This is a genomic window from Actinacidiphila rubida (assembly GCF_900110255.1).
GTDB lineage: Bacteria > Actinomycetota > Actinomycetes > Streptomycetales > Streptomycetaceae > Actinacidiphila > Actinacidiphila rubida.
On record NZ_FODD01000015.1, the window covers coordinates 63,168 to 78,876 of the forward strand.

Here is a 15,709-nt window from a genome sequence, read left to right on the forward strand (position 1 = left end):
CTTTTCACCGGCCTTCACCGGCCTTCACCGGCCTTCACCGGCTTGAGGCAGCAGCCTCCACCAGCTTCCACTAGCGTCAACCCGCCGCTCTCCCGCGGCGTCAATGTGAGCAGGAGTCTCCCGTGCAGCTCGTAGTCGGCCGCATCGGCCGCGCCCACGGCATCAAGGGCGAGGTCAGCGTCGAGGTGCGCACCGACGAGCCGGAGTTGCGGCTCGGCCCCGGCGCGGTGCTCGCCACCGACCCGGCCTCCACCGGCCCGCTGACCATCGCCACCGGGCGGGTCCACAGCGGCCGCCTGATGCTCCGCTTCGAGGGCGTCACCGACCGCACCGGCGCCGAGGCGCTGCGCAACACCCTGCTGATCGCGGAGGTCGACCCGGAGGAGCGGCCGGAGGACCCCGAGGAGTACTACGACCACCAGCTGGTCGACCTGGACGTGGTGACCCGCGACGGCCGCGCCGTCGGGCGGATCCTGGAGATCACGCACCTGCCCTACCAGGACCTGCTGGTCGTGGAGCGGCCCGAGGGCGGCGAGGTGCTCATCCCGTTCGTCAGCGCGATCGTGCCGGAGATCGACCTCGAGGAGCAGCGCGCGGTGATCGACCCGCCCCCCGGGCTGCTCGACGACGCCGAGGCCGAGGTGGCGAGCAGCCGCGGGACGGACGCCGAGGAGGCGGACGCCGCGGAGGACGCGAACGCCGCCGCGGAGACGGACGGCGCCGATCGGACCGGCGGCGCCGGCGACACCGGGTCCAGGGACGCCTGACATGCGGATCGACGTCGTCACCATCTTTCCCGAGTACCTCGAACCGCTGAACGTCTCGCTGGTCGGCAAGGCCCGCGCCGCCGGCCGCCTCGACGTGCGCGTGCACGACCTGCGCGGCTGGGCCCACGACCGGCACAACACCGTCGACGACACCCCGTACGGCGGCGGCCCCGGCATGGTGATGATGACCGGGCCCTGGGGCCTGGCCCTCGACGAGACGCTGGCGGACGGCTACGAGGCCGGCGCGTCCGGACCCGCCCTGGTGGTGCCGACGCCCAGCGGCCGGCCCTTCACCCAGGCGCTGGCCGGCGAGCTGGCCGCCCGGGACTGGCTGATCTTCGCGCCCGCCCGCTACGAGGGCATCGACAGCCGGGTCACCGCCGAGTACGCCACCCGGCTGCCGGTCTACGAGGTCTCCATCGGCGACTACGTGCTGGCCGGCGGCGAGGCCGCCGTCCTGGTCGTCACCGAGGCCGTCGCACGGCTGCTGCCGGGCGTGCTGGGCAACGCCCAGTCGCACGCCGACGACTCGTTCGCCCCGGGCGCCATGGCCGACCTGCTGGAGGGCCCGGTGTACACCAAGCCCCCGCAGTGGCGCGGCCGCGGCATCCCCGACGTGCTGCTCAGCGGCCACCACGGCCGGATCGCGCGCTGGCGCCGCGACGAGGCACTGCGCCGCACCGTCGCCCACCGGCCCGACCTCGTCGAGCGCGCGGACCCCGCCGCGTTCGACAAGAAGGACCGGGAGATGCTCAGCATCCTCGGCTGGCAGCCCGGCCCGGACGGCCGATTTGGGCGGAACCCCGACGCCGTGGAAGAATGAGCGGCTGCTGCCTGTCCGGCGCGCGCCCCTGCCACAGGGGGAACGACGTCCGCCGGGCCCGGCGGCATCACCCCTGACCCATCGTTGAACGACGTTCCGTCGATGACCTGTGGCATCGGCGAGGAAGCAGAACCACCGTGACCAACCTGATCGACGGCCTCAACTCCGCGTCCCTGCGGACCGACATCCCGGCCTTCCGCCCCGGCGACACCGTCAACGTGCACGTGCGCGTCATCGAGGGCAACCGCTCCCGTGTGCAGCAGTTCAAGGGCGTCGTCATCCGCCGCCAGGGCGCGGGCGTCAGCGAGACCTTCTCGGTCCGCAAGGTCAGCTTCTCCGTCGGCGTGGAGCGCACCTTCCCGGTGCACACCCCGATCGTCGAGAAGATCGAGGTCGTGACGCGCGGTGACGTCCGCCGCGCCAAGCTGTACTACCTCCGTGAGCTGCGCGGCAAGGCCGCGAAGATCAAGGAGAAGCGCGACAACTGAGTGCTTGACCTGTCCTTGGCGCGGTGCGGATAAGCTTCCGCCGCGATGGACAGTGAAGCAGTGGCAACGGAACGCGACCCCCTGCCCGCCGACGAGGCGGACCCGCAGGAGCGGTCGCGTTTCGCTGTCCGGTGGCCGCGTGCGGCCGGCTGGTGGGACGAGTGGCGGCGGACCGTCCTCCTCGCCGTCGGCTGCACCGCGGCCCTGCTGCTGGTCAGCAACTTCGTCGTCGAGCCGTTCGAGGTCCCCAGCGGCTCCATGGAGAGCACGCTGCGGGTCGGCGACCGCGTGCTGGTCGACAAGCTCGCCTACCGGTTCGGCGGCACACCCCGCCGCGGGGACGTCATCGTCTTCGACGGCAAGGACTCGTTCTCCACTTCCGGCGGGACGGACTACGTGAAGCGCGTCATCGGCGTCGGCGGCGACCGGGTCACCTGCTGCGACAAGCAGGGACGGCTCATGGTCAACGGTCACCCGATCGACGAGCCCTATGTCCACCCCGGTGACCAGCCCTCCCAGGTACCGTTCGACATCGAGGTACCTCAGGGAAGGCTGTGGGTGATGGGCGACCACCGCGACGACTCCCGCGACTCCCGGGACCACCTGGGTGATCCGGGCGGCGGCACCGTCCCCGTCGGCAAGGTCATCGGCCGCGCCGACTGGATCGCCTGGCCCGTCGGCCACTGGACGCGCCTGCGCCGCCCCGACGACTTCGCCGCGGTGCCCGCGCCGGCCGCCGCGTCCCCCGGCCCCTCCGGGACCGCCGCCGCGTCCGCCTCCCCGTCCCCGGCCGGCCGGCATGGGTAACCGGGGCAAGCCGCGGTACGGCCACCACAAGGCCGTGCCCGCCGGCGCGGACGCGGCCGGTCCGGCCGGCGCCACCGATGCCGCTGATGCCATCGACGCCCCGCAGGCGCCGCCGCTGCGCACTGGCACCTCCCGCGTCGAGCGCCGCAAGCTGGCCCGCAAGGTGCGCCGCAAGCGCCGCCGCTCCCTGGCCAGGGAGGTGCCGCTGCTGGTCCTCGTGGCCCTGGTGATCGCGCTGGTGCTCAAGACGTTCCTGCTCCAGGCGTTCGTCATCCCGTCGGGATCGATGGAGCAGACCATCCAGATCGGCGACCGGGTGCTGGTCGACAAGTTCACGCCCTGGTTCGGCGCGCAGCCGCACCGCGGCGACGTCGTGGTCTTCCAGGACCCCGGCGGCTGGCTCACCGGCGAACCGCAGCCCAAGCCCGACCCGGTGGTCGTCAAGCAGGTGAAGCAGTTCTTCACCTTCATCGGGCTGCTGCCCGCCTCCGGCGAGCAGGACCTCATCAAGCGGGTCATCGGTGTGGGCGGCGACACGGTGGCCTGCTGCGACAAGACCGGCCACCTCACCGTCAACGGCAAGCCGCTGGATGAGCCGTACGTGTACGACGGGAATCCGCCGTCCCTGATGAAGTTCTCCATCATCGTCCCGCCGGGGCGCCTGTGGGTGATGGGCGACCACCGCTCGGACTCGGCCGACTCGCGGTACCACACCGACCAGGCTGGTGGCGGCACGATTCCGGTGAGTCTGGTGGTCGGGCGGGCCTTCGTGATCGCCTGGCCGCTGGGGCACTGGCAGCGGCTGCAGGAGCCGGGCACGTACGCGTCGGTGCCGGGACCGGATTCGGCACCGCGCACGGCCGCGTCGGGCCCCGCCGGCACGCCTGGCACAGGTACGCCCACTAGGGTGGGCTCGGCCAACAATGGTCAAAGGACGAACCAGCTGCCGACTCCTGCGGAACTCCCGATCGTTATGGGGGTGGTGGGCCTGTACCGGAAACGGGGCAGGCGAAGGTCAGGCGTGAGGAGTGGATGTGGGGGACCTGGTGGTCGGCGCGCGGTCTGGATCCGGCGAGCCCGAGAAGGAGGATGCCATGGTGCCCCCGGTCGACAACGCGGACTCCGACGGCATGGTCCCCGGACCCGGCGGGGAGGCCGCGCACGGCGCGGTTCACGGTTACGAGGCCCCGGGCAGCGGCCTGCCGCAGGGCAACGGCCATGCCCCGGGCAACGGCTTCGCGCCGGAGAACGGGCTGACGCAGGAGAAGGGCGTCGCCCAGGCGGGCAACGGCCTGGTGCAGGGCAACGGACTGCCGCACCCCGGTGCCGCGTCCCCTGAGCCGGCCCCCGGGCTGGCGATGGCGGGTGCCCACCGTGCGGGATCCGGCGGCCCCTCGGGCCCGTCGCGCACCGAAGGCGACGACGGGGAGCGCCCCGAGCCGTCCGGGGCGGGCGCCAAGCCGCGGTCGTTCTGGAAGGAGCTTCCGCTGCTCGTCGGCATCGCCCTGGTCCTGGCGCTGCTGATCAAGACGTTCCTGGTGCAGGCGTTCTCGATCCCCTCGGACTCGATGCAGAACACCCTCCAGCGCGGCGACCGCGTGCTGGTCGACAAGCTCACCCCGTGGTTCGGGTCCAGCCCGAGCCGGGGCGAGGTCGTCGTGTTCCACGACCCGGGCGGCTGGCTGCCGGAGAACCCGCCGGCGAGCAACAACCCGGTCGTCCGCGGGCTGCAGAAGGGCCTCAGCTTCATCGGCCTGATGCCGTCGGCCGACGAGAAGGACCTGATCAAGCGCGTGATCGGGGTCGGCGGCGACACCGTCCAGTGCAAGGGCGACGGACCCGTCCTGGTCAACGGCAAGCCGCTGAACGAGCCCTATGTCTTCCCGGGCAACACCGCGTGCACGTCGTCGCTGCCGTTCAAGGTCACGGTGCCCAAGGGCCACATCTGGGTGATGGGCGACCACCGCCAGGACTCGCTGGACTCCCGGTACCACATGAACCAGCCCGGTAACGGCTTCGTGCCGAACAGCGACGTGGTCGGCCGCGCCATCGTGATCGCCTGGCCGATCAACCGCTGGGACTGGCTGTCCATCCCGTCCACCTTCTCCCAGCCGGGGATCAACGCGGCCAACACGGGCGTTCCGGCAGCGATCGGGCTGGCCGGCGCGGCGCCGCTGGTCCTGGTGCGCAGGAGGCGGCTGTTGCGGGGCAACAGTCCAGTCAAGGCTCCGGCCAAGGGCTGACCACGGCGCGTACCGCCCGGTAGGGTTCGGGCCCATGAGCGCCACGACGACCCGCGGCACGGCCGCGATACGCAGGGACCGCGGCGGCCGGTCGGGACACCTGGTGTCCGGACTGGCCGTCGCCCTCGGCTGCGCCCTGTTCCTCGGTGGATTCGGCTGGGCGGCGCTGGTGTACCGCCCCTACACCGTCCCGACGGACTCGATGCGGACGACCGTGAACCCCGGGGACAAGGTGCTGGCCCAGAAGGTCTCGGCCTCGGACGTGCACCGCGGCGACGTGGTCGTCTTCCAGGACAAGCTGTGGGGCACCTCGCCGCTGGTCAAGCGGGTCGTCGCGGTCGGCGGCGACGTGGTCGTCTGCTGCGACAAGCAGGGCCGGATGACGGTCGACGGCAAGCCGGTCGACGAGAGCTACGTGCACGGCGGCACGGCCTCGGTGGAGGCCTTCCACACGACGGTGCCGAAGGGCGAGCTGTTCATGCTCGGCGACAACCGGTCGGTCTCCCAGGACTCGCGGCTGCACCTGGAGGACGCCGAGAGCGGTTCCGTGCCGGTCGGCGACGTCAAGGGCAGGGTGGACGCCCGGGCCTGGCCGCCGAGCAGGATGGGCATGCTTCCCAGGACCTCCGCGTTCGACGCGCTGGCCGGCGGCGGCCGGTCGGCACAGGGCCCGCTGCGCTGGATGGTCGCCATGATCATCGCCGGTGCCGCCCTGATCCTGGGCGGCGCGGCGTACGAGCCGGTGGCGAAGCTGGTGACGCGGCGGCGGTGACCGCGTCGAAGTTCGCCTCCCTCGTGAGACCGTGTGACGCACAATGGGTGCACGTACGGCTGAAGGGGAACATGCCATGAGCGCCGAGGACCTCGAAAAATACGAGACCGAGATGGAGCTGAAGCTCTACCGGGAGTATCGGGACGTCGTCGGCCTGTTCAAGTACGTGATCGAGACCGAACGGCGCTTCTACCTCACCAACGACTACGAGATGCAGGTGCACTCGGTGCAGGGTGAGGTGTTCTTCGAGGTGTCCATGGCCGACGCGTGGGTGTGGGACATGTACCGGCCGGCCCGTTTCGTCAAGCAGGTCCGGGTGCTCACGTTCAAGGACGTGAACATCGAGGAGCTGAACAAGGCGGACCTGGACCTGCCGTCCGACGACTCCGGGTTCAACGGGTAGGGCTGCCCGCGAGGGCCGCGGCCGGGCTGCCGGATCGTCCGTGCCGTCCGGGTTGTCCACAGGGCGGCTTTCAAGATCATCGCGAGGGCGGACCCCTCTGTCACAGTGAGATCACGGTGATTTCACGGAGAGTGACGGAGGTGGTCCGCCATGAACGGACAGGGTGCGCTCGGGCGCTACGGCGAGGACGTCGCGGCCCGGATGCTGCGCGAGGCCGGTCTCGACGTCCTGGCCAGGAACTGGCGGTGCGGCCGGCGCGGCGAGATCGACATCCTTGCTGCCGACGGGGACGCCCTGGTGGTGTGCGAGGTCAAGACCCGGCGCGAGGGCCCCTTCCAGGCGCCCATGGCCGCCCTGACGCCCGCCAAGGTGGCCAGGCTGCGCGTACTGGCCGAACGCTGGACCGCGGAACACGGCGGCGCGCCACCGGGCGGCGTCCGCATCGACGTCGTCGGGGTCACCCTGCCCGCACGCGGCGCCGCGCGCGTCGAGCACGCCCGGGGGGTGGCGTGATGGGCTTCGCCCGCACCTGCTCGGTCGCGCTGGTCGGTGTCGAGGGCGTGGTGGTGGAGGTCCAGGCCGATCTGGAACCGGGGCTGGCCGCCTTCACCCTGGTCGGCCTGCCCGACAAGAGCCTCACCGAGAGCCGGGACCGGGTCCGCGCCGCCATCGTCAACAGCGGCGAGACCTGGCCGCAGAAGAAACTCACCGTCGGGCTCAGCCCGGCCTCCGTCCCCAAGGGCGGCTCCGGATTCGACCTGGCCGTCGCCTGCGCCGTGCTCGCCGCGAACGAACGGATCGCACCGTCCTCCATCGCCGACCTGATGATGATCGGCGAGCTGGGTCTGGACGGCCGGGTGCGGCCGGTGCGCGGGGTGCTGCCCGCGGTCCTGGCCGCCGCCGACGCCGGCTACCGGCACGTGGTGGTGCCCGAGCGCACCACCGCCGAGGCATCGCTGGTCCCCGGCGTGTCCGTGCTCGGCATCCGCTCGCTGCGCCAGCTGGTCGCCGTGCTCAACGACGAGCCCGTCCCCGAGGAGGACGAGGACCGGCTCGAACTGGAGGGCCGGCCCGATCCGATGCTCGCCGGTCTCACCCTGCCCGGCGGCACCGGGGACGGGCTCGCCAGCACCCTGGGCGGGGACTCGGCCGCGGCCGACCGCCGCGACCTGGCCGACGTCGCGGGCCAGCCGGCCGCCCGCCTGGCCCTGGAGGCGGCCGCGGCCGGCGGTCACCACCTGTACCTCAAGGGCCCGCCGGGCGCGGGCAAGACGATGCTCGCCGAGCGTCTGCCGGGCATCCTGCCGCCGCTCACCCGTCAGGAGTCCCTGGAAGTCACCGCGGTCCACTCGGTCGCCGGGATCCTGCCACCCGGCCGCCCACTGGTCGACGCCCCGCCCTACTGTGCGCCGCACCACTCCGCGACCATGCCCTCGCTCGTCGGCGGCGGCAGTGGACTGCCGAGGCCGGGCGCGGTCTCCCTGGCCCACCGGGGGGTGCTCTTCCTGGACGAGGCACCGGAGTTCAGCGTCCGCTCGCTGGACGCGCTGCGGCAGCCTCTGGAGTCCGGGCACGTGGTGGTGGCGCGCACGGGAGGGGTGATGCGGCTGCCCGCGCGCTTCATGCTGGTGATGGCCGCCAACCCCTGCCCCTGCGGCCGCTTCTCGCTCCTGGGCGGCTGCGACTGCTCGCCGATGGCTGTGCGCCGCTACCAGGCGCGGCTGTCGGGCCCGCTGCTCGACCGCGTCGACCTGCGGGTCGAGGTCGACGCGGTCAGCCGCAGCGACCTGATCGGCCACGGCAGGGGCGAGTCGAGCGCGGAGGTCGCCGCTCGCGTCCTGCAGGCGCGGGAGCGGGCCGCCGCCCGCTACCAGGACACGCCCTGGCGGATGAACAGCGAGGTGCCCGGTCACGAGATCCGCACCCGCTGGCAGGTCGCGCCCGGTGCCCTGCACGCCGCCGAACGCGACATGGAACGCGGCCTGCTCACCGCCCGCGGCCTGGACCGCGTGCTGCGGGTCGCCTGGACCCTCGCCGACCTCGCCGGCCACGTCCGGCCGGACCCCGACGACGTCCTGCGCGCCCTCCAGCTCCGCAGCGGGTTCAGCCGCGGCGCGACCCTGGCGGGCACCTCATGAGCCCGCCGGGCCCGGCGGGGGAGGCCGTGGTGGAGGAGTTGCGGCGCTACTACGCCCGCGGCGGAGGCGCGGGCCGGGACGGACTGGAGGCGGCCGCCTGCTGGGAGGAGCGGCTCGCGCGGGTCGCCCTCACGCGGATCGCCGACCCCGGGGACGCGGTGATGGGCCGAGCGGTGCGCGAGACCGGCGCCGAGGAGGCGGTGGCTGCGGCACGGGAGGGCCGGAAACTGGCCGCCGCGAGCCCGCGGCGGACCGAGGGCTACCGGCTGCGCGCCCCGCGCGCCGACCCGGTGGCCGACCTCGCGGCGGCCCTCCGTGACGGCGGCCGGTTCGTCTGCCCGGGCGACGGCGACTGGCCGGCGCAACTGGACGACCTCGGCGACCAGCGCCCGTACGGGCTGTGGGTCCGCGGCGGGCCCTCGTTGCGGATGTGGGCGCTGCGCTCGGTCGCCGTGGTGGGGGCGCGCGCCTGCACGGACTACGGCGCGCACATGGCCGCGCTGCTGGGCTCCGGTCTGGCGGCGGCCGGCTGGGTCGTGGTGTCCGGAGCCGCCTACGGAGTGGACGGCGCCGCGCAGCGCGCCGCGCTCGCGGCCGGCGGCGCGACGGTCGGCGTGGTCGCCGGCGGCGTCGACCGGCCCTATCCGCCCGGCAACGCCACGCTCATCGCGAGCATCGCCGAACACGGCCTGCTGGTCGGCGAGTTGGCGCCCGGGGAGCATCCGACCCGCAGCCGGTTCGTGCTCCGCAACCGTCTCATCGCCGCACTGACCCGCGGCACCGTGGTCGTCGAGGCCCGCCACCGCAGCGGCTCGCTGATCACCGCCCGCAGGGCGGCGGCGCTCGGCCGCGTCACCATGGGCGTTCCCACGCCTATGCCGACGAGGTCCATCCGATTCCGGATGGACCTCGTCGCGTAGTCCCCTGACGCCCCGTCGGACCGGTCGCTACGGTTGAAGCTATCCAGGCTCGCCGTAGCGACCAGCCTGTTTCGGGAGGAGGGGGCGCTCATGGCAGACGAGATTGCCGGGGACGAGGAAGGCCAACTGGAGGACTCTGGTCAGGAGACTATTCGCAGGATTTCCTTCAACAACCGTGGGATCGTGGTCACGGGCGGCGCCAGCGTGAATATCGGGTCGATTGGGAGCGGCCACCAGGCCAGACGCGATCCTCGCGAGGACTTCCTCGCCGCAGTTCGTGCGCTGGCGTTGAGCGAAGCTAAGAGCGTCTCGTTGCTGAGCAGGGTCTGTATGACCGCTGGAGCGGCCATCGTGCTCTGCGGTGGGCTCCTGGCCCTGCTCAACCACGGCGGCGCTGTCGGGCCGTCTACGGCCCTGGGAGGCGTGCTGGTGGGGACCTGTGGGGGTGCGTTCGCCCTCCAGTCGAAACGGTCACACAAGCGCCTGACCGACGAGGCGCTCCGGGTGAGCCAGGAGCTTCAGCTTGACCACAGCCGCGAAGAGACGCTTGCCCTAATTCGCGAGATCGAGAACCCCGCACTTCGTGATCGGCTCCGGTCGATGACTGCCATGCGGGAGCTGGGGTTGGCTCCGGCTCCTGAGGACGCCGCCAACCGTGTGTTCCTCACCCGCGACGACGACCCGCCTCAGATCGAGTCCGGCGACTGAGCCTCGCCCGGGTAGCCACGCTGGGCCTCTATGGACGAGCATGAGGTCACCTGACCGCGTCTCAGAAATCTGGTGCAGAGCGGACTTGGCAAGTAGGACAATCGGTGCGTGACGATCGATGTCGACGCGTTCAACGCCAAGGCCATACCTGGCCTCGAAGCACTGACCAAGCTCATGCTTAGCGGAGCCTCCGACCATGCTCCCGCCCCCGAGGCGCTGCGACCATTCCAGGTCGGCTGGGGCTTCCTCGCGGCACTCCACCGGCAGGCCGCCGCAGTGGTTGTCCTCCACCACAACGGCTTGGCGCACGAGGCCGCGCCGAACCGCCGGCTCATGGTCGAGTACGTGGCCAAGCTCCAGTGGCTCGTGCGCGATGGCGACGCCGCCGTCGAGTCGATGAACAAGGCGCACCAATATGCGCACTCCAAGCTGCGTGAGGCGGCGGACGCCGGGGAGTACCAGTACGACGCTGAGGCCGCCGACGCTGTGCGTGATGCTGTCATCCCTAGCGGCACCACCGACCAGTTCAACAACATGAAGAACCTGTTGGAGCGGCTTGGGGGCGGCCTGTTCCAGTCATGGGTCAGCGAGACCCAGCTCTCCCACGCGACACTCACTGCGGCCGGGTGCTTCTACAAGGACACCCTCGACAAGCTGGAGCTGCTCGCGGAGCCCACCTACGGGATCGAGGGCGACCCCATGGAGATGTCGCCGTACATCGCTTTCTTCTTCATGTACTTCGGCATGGCGGCGTTCAACGAGCTGATGAACGGTTCCCCATGGACCGACGAGCTGGACCGGATCGGCGCAGCGAACGGCCTCGCCTCCAGCGAGTGAAGCCCGCTCTGGTGGTCCTTGAGTTCCCTGACACGCAACGAACCATCCCGATCGGAAGTGCCGTGACCGACCTGTCCGCTCCCCTCAGCCCAGACCAGCAGCGTCTGCTCGAAGTGATGTCCGATGCGTTTCTCAGGGACAACGAGTGGCCGACTTGGGACTTCGTACGGCGAACGCTGCGTCGGGAGAAGATCAACGCAGCCTCGGTCCTCACGTCCCTGCCGAAGCTAGGCGCGCAAGGCAACATCGGGTCGACGTACGGCCTGGTTCAGCATGATCGCGTCTTCCTGCCCGATGAGAGCCGACCCAACCTCACGGTGGCGGCAGGACTGCACCTTCCCCGCTTCTCGGCCTCTGTGAGCAGCCCGTTCCTCTTGGTCCTGGGCGTGATGGTGGAGATGGAGCACAACGCGCCCATCTCGTCGTCCACGGTCACCGAGGTGCGCATTAGCCCTAATGCGGTCAGGCATGCCCTTCCGTCGATCAGCGACACGTTTATGAGCTGGCTCCCGGACCTCCTTGCTCATGAGCCGGCCACCTGGGGCGGAGGGTTTCGGGGAGGCTCTGCGGACGGGGGCTGGTCGCGAGGCATCCGACCTGAGATCGCCGACTATGCGGATGTGAGGGACCTCCAGGCGTACGTCTCGCAGATCGAGGCGTGGTTGGCCGAGGCGCAGCAGGTGTACACCCCAGCCCCCATGTACGGGCAGGTTCCCGCGCAGTCGGTGTGGGCAAGTTCAACGTCCGACCCCGCTCCGGCCCCCGCCCCGCAATACGTGAATGAGTCGCTCATCGACGAGCTGGAGGCCAAGAACGATTCCACCTCCTGGGGCCTGGGCAAGCTGGTCGGCCTGCTGCGCGAACTCAACACCAACTTTGCTGACGAGCATCCGTATGCGTGCCACGCACTGTTGAGGGCGGTGCTCGACCACGTGCCGCCGATCTTCAACACGGAGGGGCTACCGAAGATCACCTTCGAGCAGGTGGCGAGCAACTACGCGTGGAAGCAGACGGACAGGAAGTATGTCCTCAAGCTCAGGGACTTTAAGGCTCAGGGCGACGACGTGATGCACCGCCAGATTCGCAAGAGCCAGGACCTCATCACGATGGAGGACGTCCCGCCTCGCGCGTGGTTGAACGCGTTGCTTCGCGAGGTCATCGACGCCCTGTAACGCGACGAGCGCGCCACGATGGCCCTCCGCTGGCTGCGGACGGTCTCGTAGCCGAGCGTGGGGGTAGCTGGCGCCGGATAGATAGTGCCCAGAGGTCGCGGGAGGGGCCACGGAGGCCCGCTGTGGCTACGCGGTGCGCGGGCGCACCTGGCCGTCGTCCGTGACCTCGTACAGGTCGATCCGCAGGAGGCGCCGGACGCTGGCAGGCACGCGCTCGGCGTGCCAGACCGACGAGGTCGGCACGATCACGGCGTACCTGATAGTCGGCTCGTCGAACGTCATGCGGCGCAGCAGTTGACCATAAGCAATGTCGGCGTCGGTGCCTCTCTCCGAGGTGCGGCCCTTCGCCTCGCCGATCAGTCGCTGATCGATCCGTACGGCTTCGACGTCGGCGTCCTTGTCGGTCTTCTTGACGAGCGTCCAGCCCTCGGCCACGAGCCATCTCTGAAATGCCTCGACCACCCGGACTTCGTCGCTGCCCTCTGTCGCCATGCGGCAGATGGTGCCATCAGGCACTGACAGAGCAGTCCTCCGGCAAACGCCGTGTCGCCGGACGGGTGCCACGGAGGCAATATCAGCCCGGAGATGCTGGACTACACCCATGAGGCTGGAGAAGAGTCGCAAGGCGCTCGCGTTGGCGGAGAAGTACTTGGAGATCCTGGAGGAGCTCACCGACGATCAAGAGGAGTTCCAAGATTCCTTCGTCGGAGCCATCGCCGTGGTTCGCAGAGTCGGTCACACGATTGACTTCGAGTCCAAGAAGTTGGGGCGGACGGAAACATTCGATCAGTGGTGGAAGAAGAGCAGCGCGGACCATCGGTTCAAGTGCGTCAAAGATGCGAGGGATCTGGTCCTCCATGAAGGGGGGGAGGAGGCGCGGGTCAAGCACGAGGTCCTTGTCTCCGATGTGCCGATGGTGAAAGCGTCTGCCTACGATGCGACAGTGATCACAAAGTCACATACTGATTTCGTCGGGGACGAAGAGGGGCCGGAACGATACACCTTCAGCGCCCCGCCACCACCGGCCGACGCCGAAGAGGCTGGTCCGACGTATCGCCGAACCTGGGTTTTCGCGAGCGGAGAATGCGCCGGTGAGGAGCTGATCCCTGCGCTGCGAGGGTTCCTGGACTGGATGAGCGATGACGCCATTCCCAGAGCTGAGGCTGTCGGCTGAAGCCCTGCTTCGGGGCAACAGCGGGCTCAGTCGCAGGCATGCGGCCCGGTGCCCTTAGGGTACGGGGCCACTGCATCGACGCCGGGCTCGGGGCAAACTGGATGGGCCCTTGTGCCCGGGGGCCAGAATCCACGGAGGCTACTCGCAGGGCGGGTGCGCCGGGCCGTCCGGGGGTGTTGGCGGCGTCTCAGCCCTGCGGAATCGGTGCCAAGCGTCGCGTGCCCGACTGGCGGACGCTATGACGTCCGGGACCTGGTCCAGCACGCCCTTGATCGCGAAGAGCAGCACTGAGGCCACGCCAGCGATGGCGAGAATGATGATGATGGCGGTGCCGTCCACCGATTCTGACCTTCCCTGTCATGGGTCAGATCGGGTGCGTAGGCAGCCTCGATCCGAGCCCTTACGGTTCGGACCGAGACACCTACGCGGACGCAACGCGAAGATGTTCTCGGGCGTCAACTGACACAAGCCAGCCGACGTGCAGCTAAAAGTTGCGGTTCAGGAGGGTTGCCCCCCTCGCCTTGACCTGCGTCAACGGGCGCGATCAGCCTCAATTGATCAGCGACCGGTCAGATAGGGGAAGCCCAGTCTCCGGAGCGACTTTTCAGCCTGTCCTCCAGAGGTGTCGACTTTTCAGCCGACGGGCACATCGTAGCGCAGCCTGGGCGTCGTCGAGTCCAGGTGCGACCTAGCAACGACTAGCCGAGTGCGCGAGCAACAGGCCCATTTGCGTGTGGTATTGACGGTGCATCACCTGGTGGGTGAAGGTCGTAGAAGTCTGTAGAAACCAGAGGGAGTAGGGAAGGCCATGACGCTACGGTTCATCGCTAAAGACCCGAACACCAACGGTGACAACTGCCCCACGGTGTGGGTGGACGCCAAGACGAACGACCTCGTCGTCCAGGGCTGGAACGTCGACGAGGAGACGGAGCGCGAGTGTCTGGAGACCGGCGGCATCCCGGACACCGAGTCTGTGGTCCGGCTGCCGGCCCGGATGGTCGCCGCGATCAGGGAGGCATGTGATGTCGCAGACGGTCCCGCCCTTCGCTGACCTGCTCGCCCAGTGCCAGACCTCGGCCGTCCACCTGGAGATGCGTGACGTCTACGGCGTGGCTGACGAGGACGCGGACTTCGCCGCCTGGCGGGCGGGCCATCGGCACAGCCTCGACAATCGCGCGCAGTGGTGGAACGTATTCCACGACAGCGTGGCCAAGGCGGTGGCGCGGGGCGTCGTCGTCCGGCGGGCCCGGGTCGTCTCGGAGCCGGTCACCGAGTACATCCGGTACGAGCACTCGTGCACGTTCCAGAACGTCATGGCGGGGGAGCAGGTGAGGTGGCTGCCGCGCTGCCTGGCCTCGGACCTGTTGCTGCCGGGCAACGACCTATGGCTGTTCGACGACCGGTTGATCCGGTTCGGCCTATTCTCGGGCGACGGCGCGTTCGTCGGCCACACACTGAGCGACGACCTGCAACTCATCAAGGCGGTGTCCGACTCGTTCGAGGCTGTCTGGGACCGGGCTACGCCGCACGACCAGTACACGATCTGATCAACTGAACCACGATGACCGAGTCCCCATCGTCAGCCGTCCAGGCTGCCCGCCGACAGCTCGCCGCCCGCCTGCGTGAGATCCGCACGGACGCCGAGCTGTCGGCGACGCAGCTCGCCAGTCGGCTGGGGTGGTACCCGTCGAAGGTCAGCCGGATCGAGCACGCGACCACCCCGCCATCGTCCTCGGACATCCGGGCCTGGTGCGAGGCATGCGGGGTCCGGCGCGAGGCTGACAACCTCGTCGCATCCGCCCAGGCCGCGGACTCGCTGTACGTCGAGTGGCGGCGCGTCCAGCGAAGCGGACTTCTGCAGCTCCAGCAGAAGCGCGGCGAGCTGTACCAGCGCACGCGCAACTTCCGGGTCTACTGCTCGAACGTGATCCCCGGGCTGCTCCAGACGCCGTCGTACGCCACGGCGCTGCTGCGTCAGATCTCCCGCTTCCACAAGACGCCCGACGATGTGGACGACGCGGTGGCTGCCCGGATGGAACGGTCGCGGGTGCTCTTCGTCGGCAATCACCGGTTCGCGATCCTGGTGGAGGAGTCGGTGCTGCGATACCGCGTTGGTGATGCGGAGGCGATGGCCGGCCAGCTCGGCTACTTGCTCACCCTGATGTCGCTGCCATCGGTCAGCCTGGGCGTGATCCCGTTCGCCGCTGAACGGCAGATCTGGCCGCTAGAGACCTTCAACGTGTTCGACGACGCGAGAGTCCACGTCGAGCTGCTGACCGCCGCGGTCAAGGTGATGGCTCCCACCGAGGTCGAACAGTACGTCACCGCCCACCGGGAGCTGAGCGCTCAAGCCGTCTTCGGCGCCGAGGCGCGAGACCTGATCACGGCTGCGGTTCACTCTCTCGCGTAAGTCGCATAGAAAACTGTAGAAGGGAATTGATGGTGTTTCAGCCCGCT

At 69.8% G+C, this 15,709-nt stretch carries 18 protein-coding genes and 1 pseudogene; 18 read left to right on the top strand and 1 reads right to left on the bottom strand.

Annotation, left to right across the window (positions count from 1 at the left end):
• The first annotated feature begins 122 nt into the window (after nt 1-122).
• From rimM to BMW99_RS16555, 14 genes and pseudogenes are all read left to right on the top strand, one after another.
• Complete coding sequence (rimM, locus tag BMW99_RS16490; protein WP_069466374.1) at nt 123-767, top strand: ribosome maturation factor RimM; 645 nt, start codon at nt 123-125, stop codon at nt 765-767.
• 1 nt (nt 768) lies between these two features.
• Nucleotides 769-1,590: a tRNA (guanosine(37)-N1)-methyltransferase TrmD gene (trmD, locus tag BMW99_RS16495; protein ID WP_069466375.1), complete on the top strand. Its 822-nt coding sequence runs from the start codon at nt 769-771 to the stop codon at nt 1,588-1,590.
• Between the two features lie 137 nt (nt 1,591-1,727).
• Nucleotides 1,728-2,078 carry a 50S ribosomal protein L19 gene (rplS, locus tag BMW99_RS16500; protein WP_069466376.1) on the top strand — a complete coding sequence of 117 codons (351 nt, stop codon included), beginning with the start codon at nt 1,728-1,730 and terminating at the stop codon, nt 2,076-2,078.
• 45 nt (nt 2,079-2,123) lie between these two features.
• Nucleotides 2,124-2,885: a signal peptidase I gene (gene lepB / locus BMW99_RS16505; protein WP_079176076.1), complete on the top strand. Its 762-nt coding sequence runs from the start codon at nt 2,124-2,126 to the stop codon at nt 2,883-2,885.
• Entirely contained in the window at nt 2,878-4,224 is a 1,347-nt protein-coding gene (lepB, locus tag BMW99_RS16510) for a signal peptidase I (RefSeq protein WP_245791494.1), read from the top strand. The genes lepB (BMW99_RS16505) and lepB (BMW99_RS16510) overlap by 8 nt, the downstream gene beginning before the upstream one ends.
• A gap of 19 nt (nt 4,225-4,243) precedes the next feature.
• On the top strand, nt 4,244-5,128 hold the full coding sequence (gene lepB, locus BMW99_RS16515) for a signal peptidase I (protein WP_245791498.1): 885 nt from the start codon (nt 4,244-4,246) through the stop codon (nt 5,126-5,128).
• Between the two features lie 34 nt (nt 5,129-5,162).
• The gene (lepB, locus tag BMW99_RS16520) at nt 5,163-5,900 is read left to right on the top strand and encodes a signal peptidase I (RefSeq protein WP_069463793.1); all 738 of its coding nucleotides are present in this window, start codon (nt 5,163-5,165) and stop codon (nt 5,898-5,900) included.
• 76 nt (nt 5,901-5,976) lie between these two features.
• Nucleotides 5,977-6,303 carry a DUF2469 domain-containing protein gene (locus BMW99_RS16525; protein ID WP_018562949.1) on the top strand — a complete coding sequence of 109 codons (327 nt, stop codon included), beginning with the start codon at nt 5,977-5,979 and terminating at the stop codon, nt 6,301-6,303.
• A gap of 150 nt (nt 6,304-6,453) precedes the next feature.
• Nucleotides 6,454-6,816, top strand: a complete 363-nt coding sequence (locus BMW99_RS16530) for a YraN family protein (protein WP_069463794.1) — start codon at nt 6,454-6,456, stop codon at nt 6,814-6,816.
• Nucleotides 6,816-8,441: a YifB family Mg chelatase-like AAA ATPase gene (locus BMW99_RS16535; protein ID WP_069463795.1), complete on the top strand. Its 1,626-nt coding sequence runs from the start codon at nt 6,816-6,818 to the stop codon at nt 8,439-8,441. The genes BMW99_RS16530 and BMW99_RS16535 overlap by 1 nt, the downstream gene beginning before the upstream one ends.
• Nucleotides 8,438-9,316: pseudogene (locus BMW99_RS16540) on the top strand (DNA-processing protein DprA); the annotation flags it as partial. The gene BMW99_RS16535 and the pseudogene BMW99_RS16540, both read left to right, overlap by 4 nt.
• A 135-nt stretch (nt 9,317-9,451) precedes the next feature.
• Nucleotides 9,452-10,069, top strand: coding sequence for a TRADD-N-associated membrane domain-containing protein (locus tag BMW99_RS16545; RefSeq protein WP_069463797.1), 618 nt, complete (start codon nt 9,452-9,454; stop codon nt 10,067-10,069).
• A 108-nt stretch (nt 10,070-10,177) separates the two neighbouring features.
• On the top strand, nt 10,178-10,906 hold the full coding sequence (locus BMW99_RS16550) for a hypothetical protein (protein ID WP_069463798.1): 729 nt from the start codon (nt 10,178-10,180) through the stop codon (nt 10,904-10,906).
• Between the two features lie 62 nt (nt 10,907-10,968).
• Nucleotides 10,969-12,078: a hypothetical protein gene (locus tag BMW99_RS16555; RefSeq protein ID WP_141726151.1), complete on the top strand. Its 1,110-nt coding sequence runs from the start codon at nt 10,969-10,971 to the stop codon at nt 12,076-12,078.
• A gap of 126 nt (nt 12,079-12,204) precedes the next feature.
• Here BMW99_RS16555 and BMW99_RS16560 read toward each other — a convergent pair whose 3' ends face one another.
• Nucleotides 12,205-12,570 carry a hypothetical protein gene (locus BMW99_RS16560; protein WP_176735494.1) on the bottom strand — a complete coding sequence of 122 codons (366 nt, stop codon included), beginning with the start codon at nt 12,568-12,570 and terminating at the stop codon, nt 12,205-12,207.
• Nucleotides 12,571-12,679: 109 nt separating this feature from the next.
• On the opposite strand from BMW99_RS16560, the gene BMW99_RS16565 reads away from it, so the two are divergent.
• From BMW99_RS16565 to BMW99_RS16585, 4 genes are all read left to right on the top strand, one after another.
• Complete coding sequence (locus BMW99_RS16565) at nt 12,680-13,252, top strand: hypothetical protein (RefSeq protein ID WP_069463801.1); 573 nt, start codon at nt 12,680-12,682, stop codon at nt 13,250-13,252.
• Between the two features lie 808 nt (nt 13,253-14,060).
• Nucleotides 14,061-14,303, top strand: coding sequence for a hypothetical protein (locus tag BMW99_RS16575; RefSeq protein ID WP_069463803.1), 243 nt, complete (start codon nt 14,061-14,063; stop codon nt 14,301-14,303).
• On the top strand, nt 14,275-14,799 hold the full coding sequence (locus BMW99_RS16580) for a DUF6879 family protein (RefSeq protein WP_069463804.1): 525 nt from the start codon (nt 14,275-14,277) through the stop codon (nt 14,797-14,799). The genes BMW99_RS16575 and BMW99_RS16580 overlap by 29 nt, the downstream gene beginning before the upstream one ends.
• A gap of 14 nt (nt 14,800-14,813) precedes the next feature.
• On the top strand, nt 14,814-15,662 hold the full coding sequence (locus tag BMW99_RS16585) for a helix-turn-helix domain-containing protein (RefSeq protein ID WP_069463805.1): 849 nt from the start codon (nt 14,814-14,816) through the stop codon (nt 15,660-15,662).
• Nucleotides 15,663-15,709 lie beyond the last annotated feature (47 nt).